This window comes from Inquilinus sp. (genome assembly GCF_057815775.1).
This window is the reverse complement of the sequence record NZ_JBYRFX010000516.1, coordinates 1-5109: the sequence shown is the minus strand read 5'-3', so window position 1 is coordinate 5109 and position 5109 is coordinate 1. Positions and strand designations below refer to the sequence as shown.

The following is a 5109-nucleotide window of genomic DNA, read 5'->3' as shown; positions in this document are numbered from 1 at the left end:
CGATGACGGGCTCCAGCGGGGCGAACGTCATCGTCGGCGGCGCCGGTTTCGATAACCTTTCCGGGGGAGATGGAAACGACACTCTCTATGGAGATGATGTTGCTCGCAGCTTCTCGGACGACAACACCCTTTCCGGCGGGAATGGCGACGACACGCTGTTTGGCGGCGGCGGTACGGACCGTTTCGACGGCGGTGCGGGCAGTGACAGGATGGACGGGCGCGGACACGGCAGCGTCGGGTATGACAGCTCTTCCTACGCCAACTCGCCAACAGGGATCCTCGTGCGCCTCTACGATGGCCATGCCGAGGGTGGGTGGGCCCAGGGTGACACCTTCATCAACGTCGATCGTATCGATGGCAGCAGATTTTCCGACACTCTTGCGGGCAGCCATTCAGCCACTCAGCTCTACGGCGATGACGGGGATGACGCCCTCTATGGATTTGCCCAGTCGGATCGCCTGACTGGCGGAGACGGCGATGACCGTCTGGTGAGCTTCGGCCATGGGTTTGTAGAGGGCGGAGATGGTACCGATACTGTTTATTATCACACGAGCCTAAATGGAGTGACTGCAGACCTCACCCGAGATGAATTAAAAACAAATATTCATGTCGCTGATGGAGATATTTTTTCCAGCGTCGAGAATATCTATGGATCGTCCTTCGATGACTCATTGCTTGGCAATATCGAAGACAATGCCTTGACCGGCAACGGCGGCAGCGACACCCTGATCGGGCGTGGGGGGCGTGACTATTTCGTCTATCGGTCGGTGACCGACAGCACAGTGGCCATCAGCGGACGAGACCGGATCGGCGACTTCACGCACGCCCAAGGCGACAAGATCGACCTTCGCCCGATCGATGCGGACGGCAACAGCGCCAATGCCGACACCGCCTTCACCTTCACCACCGGCGGCGCCTTCACCGGCTCGGGCCATGAGGTGATCGTCCAGGCGGCCGCGACCGGCGTCTACACCGTCCTGGCCGACGTCAACGGCGACAAGGTGGCCGATATGGCGATCACCGTGCATTCGGCCACGGCGCTGGTGGCTGGCGACTTCCTGCTCTGAACCGCCGGCGGCCCAGCGCGTGCTGACTGAGGAACGGGCCTCTCCCGCAAGGGAGAGTGCCCTTTCAGCCCTGGCTGTACCGCCAGATGCCGTCGGTACCGGTTTCGCGGGTGATGTCGCCCGCGGCGACGAGGTGGTTGAGATGGGCCGTCGCCTCGCCCACCGCGAACATCATCTGCTGCCGATCGAGCGCGCGGTGGAACATCGCCGCCATCAGGTCGGCAACGGTCGCCGGCTGGCGGCAGACCTCCCGGGTCAGGTCCAGCCGCTCGGCATGATGCGCCGCCAGCCAGTCGATCCGCTCGTGCAGCCCGAAGAACGGGATGCCGTGCGACGGCAGCACCAGCGTGTCGGCTGGCAGTGCGCGGAAGGCTTGCAGCGTGCGCAGGAAGTCCGCCAGCGGGTCGGCCTCGGGCTCGGATGGCCAGACCGAGACGTTCGGACTGATCTTCGGCAGCACCTGGTCGGCCGAGATCAGGATCCGGCGCTCCGCGCTGTACAGGCAGGCCATCTCGCTGGCATGACCCTCGCCGATCATGACGCGCCAGGGCGTGCCGCCGATATCAAGCGTGTCGCCGTCGCGGATGCGGCGGGCGGCGACCGGCAGCGCCGAGACGCCGCGGCGATAGACGTTGCCGCGCGCCTCCACCGCCGCGATCGCCTCCTGCGGCAGGCCGGCGGCGCGGTAGAATTCGGCATGGGCGGCCGCGACCTCCGGTCGGTCCTCCGACCACAGGGCGCGGGCCAGCGCATATTCCGACAGGGTCATGACCAGCGGCGCGTCGAAGCGGTCGCACAGCCAGCCGGCCAGGCCGATATGGTCGGGGTGCATATGGGTGATCAGCACCCGCCGGATCGGCTTGTCGGCCAGCGGGCCGGCCAGCAACCCCTCCCAGATCTCGCGCGACGCGGCGTTGCCGATACCGGCATCGACCAGGGTCCAGCCGGGGCCGTCCTGCAGCAGCCACAGGTTGACGTGGTTCAGCGCCATCGGCAGCGGGAAGCGCAGCCACAGCAGGCCGGGGGCGACCTCCACCGGCACGCCGGGTTCCGGCGCGGTCGGGTGGGGATAGGTGAGGACTGTCGGTTCCATGGCCGGCAGCATCGCCGCCCGCCCCCGCCTCGCCAAGCGATTGTTGCGCAGGGCCGGGTTACAGCCAGCCGCTGCGGCGGAAGCGGAGGTACAGCGTGGCGCAGATCGCGACGATGCCGCCGACGACAAGGAAGTAGCCGTAGCGCCACTTCAGCTCCGGCATGTTGACGAAGTTCATGCCGTAGATGCCGGCAATCGCGGTCGGCACCGCCAGGATGGCGGCCCAGGCGGCCAGCTGGCGGGTGATCACGGTCTGCTGCGAATGGGCGATCATCAGGCTCGCCTCGAAGGCGAAGGCCAGCATCTCGCGCAGCCCGTCGATCTCCTCCTGCAACCGCAGCAGATGGTCGGAGATGTCGCGGAACAGCGGCCGCGTCGCCGGGTCGACCGGCTTGGCGTCGGCATGGTCGAGCCGGCGGCACACCTCGATCAGCGGCAGGCCGGCGTTGCGCAGGCGGAACAGGTCGCGCCGGAGGCGGTAGAGGCGGCGCACGTCGAACTGGCCCTGCCCGCCGACGAAGACGCTGCGCTCCATCGCCTCGACCTCGGCATGGATCGCGTCGAGCACCGGTCCGTAATTGCCGACGATGAAATCGAGGATGGCGGCCAGGATGCGGTCTTCGCCCCGTGCCGCCATGGTGGCGCCGGCATCGCATCGCTGCCGCACGGCGGCATAGGAGGCCGACGCGCCGTCACGGATGGTCACGACAAAGCCCGGCCCGACGAAGATCCGGGTCTCGCCGAAGACGATGCCGCCGGCCGCCAGCTGCGCCGTGCGCACGACGATGAACAGGGCGTCGCCATACTGTTCCAGCTTTGGCCGCCGGTGCAGCCGGCTGGCGTCCTTCAGCGCCAGCGGGTGCAGGCCGAACTGCGCCTGCAGCCGCGCCAGCATGCCGTCATCCGGCTCCAGCAACCCGATCCAGACGACATGGCCGGGCCGGCGGGACCAGGCACCGGCCTGGTCCACCGGCACCTCCGCCACCAGGCGGCCATCGGCATAGACGCCGGAGGCGACGACGCCCGGCTCGGGTTGGGATCGGGGTTGGATCGCGGTCGCCGTTCTCGCCTCCTGCAGATTGTCACTACAATCGGCAAGACCGGCATAAAGAAGCCATTCGAAAAATCGGCCCCGTGAAAACAACCATAAAATCCAGATGCGTATTCGATCGTCGCGATCGATTGCCAATGGCGCCGGTCCGGTTCGCTGGATTACAAGCCGGCCCGTCTGCGCCATGCAACTGGTGCGGATGGCGTGCCTTCACTTGAAAGGCATCGCCGATGAATGCTGAAGGATGTCACAGATGAGACCCGAACACGGCCCGCGCCGCACGATCATCCGCGAGTGGATGACCCTGCCGCAGGGCGAGCGGCGGACCACCCAGCAGGCGGCCGCCTTTGCCGCCAGGACGGCGGCGACGCACGAGTTCCGCTGCAGCCGCGACCGCTACCAGACCATCATGGGGTGGCTGCTGCCGCGAACCGGCCGAGCGTGAAACGGGGGACCTGACGCCGGGGGGCGCAGGTCCGCCGGGGGAGGCGGCGGCCAGCACGCCGGTACAAGACCGGAGGCTGGCCGCCGCGCTAACGCTGCAGGCCTCATCACGCGACCGGATCGCCCCATGACCGCCCCGACCCATCACAGCGCCATCAGCCTGGCCACCAAATTCGCCCGGTTCACCGAGCAGTGGCAGCCCAAGGTGATCGCCGAGCTGAATGACCTGCAGTTCAAGATCGCCCGTATCCAGGGCGACTTCATCTGGCACAGCCACCCCGAGACCGACGAGGCCTTCATCGTGATCGACGGCACGCTGCGCATCGACTTCCGCGACGGCGCGGTCACGGTGGGGCCGGGCGAGATGGTCGTGGTGCCGAAGGGCGTCGAGCACAAACCGTCGGCCGAGCACGAGGTCCGGATGATGCTGATCGAGCCGCGCGGCACCGTGAACACCGGCCATGAGGGCGGCGACCGGACGGCGCAGAACGACATCTGGATCTGAGAGTCCGTTTGAGAACGTCGGTGGCTGATACGCTGGCGCGAAAGGCCGCCCATGGCGACAGGAATTGCGCTCAGCCGAGTTCTTGGGCGAGTCCGATGAGAAGCCCTTCCGGCCCTCGGATGTAGCAGAGCCGATACACGTCTTTATACTGGACCACTTCGCCCACGAGCTGCGCGCCATGCGTGCGCAACCTTTCAAGCGTCTCGTCGATGTCGTCCACGGCGAACATGACGCGGAGGTAGCCCAGGGCATTGACCGGGGCGTTCCGATGATCTGCGACGACAGGCGGCGTGAGGAAGCGGGAGAGCTCGATCCGGCTATGGCCGTCCGGTGTGCGCATCATGGCAATCTCGACATGCTGATCGCCCAGTCCAGTGACTCGCCCGGCCCATTCCCCTTCGATCATGGCCCGCCCTTCGAGCTCGAGGCCGAGCTCGCGAAAGAAATCAATCGCCTTTCCGAGGTCTTCGACGACGATTCCAACGTTGTCCATCCGCTTGAGTGCCATGTTTCCAATCTCCGGGGTATGGACCGCCTTAAACTGTCATCCCGTTCTCAAACGATCTTTGAGGACTCATAAGCGCTCGGGGACGTCAGCCGCGCCGGGCGGCCTCGATCGCGGCGACGTCGATCTTGGCCATGCCCATCATCGCATCGAACGCGCGCCTCGCTTCATCGCCGCCGGCCGCCAGCGCTTCCACCAGCACGCGCGGCGTGATCTGCCAGGAGACACCCCATTTGTCCTTGCACCAGCCGCACGCACTCTCCTGGCCGCCATTGCCGACGATGGCGTTCCAGTAGCGGTCGGTCTCGGCCTGATCCTCGGTGGAAATCTGGAACGAAAAAGCTTCGGTGTGCTTGAACGCCGGACCGCCGTTGAGACCGACGCAAGCGACGCCGGCAACAGTGAATTCGACCGTCAGCACATCGCCCTTCTTGCCGGACGGAA

General features: G+C 66.2%; 7 protein-coding genes. 3 read left to right on the top strand and 4 right to left on the bottom strand.

From position 1 onward, the window contains the following. On the top strand, window positions 1-1067 hold a 1067-nt coding region (locus AC3XYG_RS18010; protein ID WP_489141229.1), incomplete at its 5' end, for a calcium-binding protein. A 64-nt stretch (window positions 1068-1131) separates the two neighbouring features. Here AC3XYG_RS18010 and AC3XYG_RS18005 read toward each other — a convergent pair. Then, window positions 1132-2160: an MBL fold metallo-hydrolase gene (locus AC3XYG_RS18005; protein ID WP_489141228.1), complete on the bottom strand. Its 1029-nt coding sequence runs from the start codon at window positions 2158-2160 to the stop codon at window positions 1132-1134. 58 nt (window positions 2161-2218) lie between these two features. Continuing rightward, the gene (locus AC3XYG_RS18000) at window positions 2219-3304 is read right to left on the bottom strand and encodes a magnesium and cobalt transport protein CorA (RefSeq protein ID WP_489141227.1); all 1086 of its coding nucleotides are present in this window, start codon (window positions 3302-3304) and stop codon (window positions 2219-2221) included. A 160-nt stretch (window positions 3305-3464) separates the two neighbouring features. Between AC3XYG_RS18000 and AC3XYG_RS17995 the strand changes: the two genes are divergently transcribed. Together AC3XYG_RS17995 and AC3XYG_RS17990 are read left to right on the top strand one after the other, a co-directional pair. Next, on the top strand, window positions 3465-3656 hold the full coding sequence (locus AC3XYG_RS17995; RefSeq protein WP_489141226.1) for a hypothetical protein: 192 nt from the start codon (window positions 3465-3467) through the stop codon (window positions 3654-3656). Between the two features lie 126 nt (window positions 3657-3782). After that, window positions 3783-4160 carry a cupin domain-containing protein gene (locus AC3XYG_RS17990; RefSeq protein WP_489141225.1) on the top strand — a complete coding sequence of 126 codons (378 nt, stop codon included), beginning with the start codon at window positions 3783-3785 and terminating at the stop codon, window positions 4158-4160. Between the two features lie 70 nt (window positions 4161-4230). Here AC3XYG_RS17990 and AC3XYG_RS17985 read toward each other — a convergent pair whose 3' ends face one another. Continuing rightward, window positions 4231-4668, bottom strand: coding sequence for a VOC family protein (locus AC3XYG_RS17985; protein ID WP_489141224.1), 438 nt, complete (start codon window positions 4666-4668; stop codon window positions 4231-4233). Window positions 4669-4753: 85 nt separating this feature from the next. Then, the coding region (locus AC3XYG_RS17980) for a VOC family protein (RefSeq protein WP_489141223.1) at window positions 4754-5109 on the bottom strand (356 nt) is incomplete at its 5' end.